The sequence below is a fragment of the Citrobacter sp. wls714 genome, from assembly GCF_005281025.1.
GTDB classification, from domain to species: domain Bacteria; phylum Pseudomonadota; class Gammaproteobacteria; order Enterobacterales; family Enterobacteriaceae; genus Citrobacter; species Citrobacter werkmanii.
In genome coordinates this window covers 1-274 of the sequence record NZ_SZWZ01000052.1, presented here as the reverse complement: position 1 = coordinate 274, position 274 = coordinate 1, and the positions used below count along the sequence as shown (strand labels likewise).

Sequence of the window (274 nt, the reverse complement as noted above, 5' to 3'; positions counted from 1 at the left end):
CGCAGCATATGCTTTGTATGTTCACGACGACCCGGGTCACGCACGCGGGTCTGACAGGCAAAGAATGGCTGGAAGCCTTCTCGCTGTAGGCTGTCGAGCAGGGAGATGGTGGGTATATAGGTATAACGCTCACTACGGGACTCGTGTTTGTCCTCACTGAATACACTGGGCACTACGCGAAACAGCTCTTCACGGGTTAACGGACGGTCGCGACGGATAAGGTTTGCTGCGCCAAAGCGCGAAGCCAGACGGGTCATAAGCAGACTCCTCATAA

General features: G+C 55.1%; 1 protein-coding gene. It reads right to left on the bottom strand.

The window, feature by feature from the left end:
* The coding region (locus FDX11_RS11420) for a DUF932 domain-containing protein (protein ID WP_032199429.1) at positions 1-257 on the bottom strand (257 nt) is incomplete at its 3' end.
* Positions 258-274: the final 17 nt, after the last annotated feature.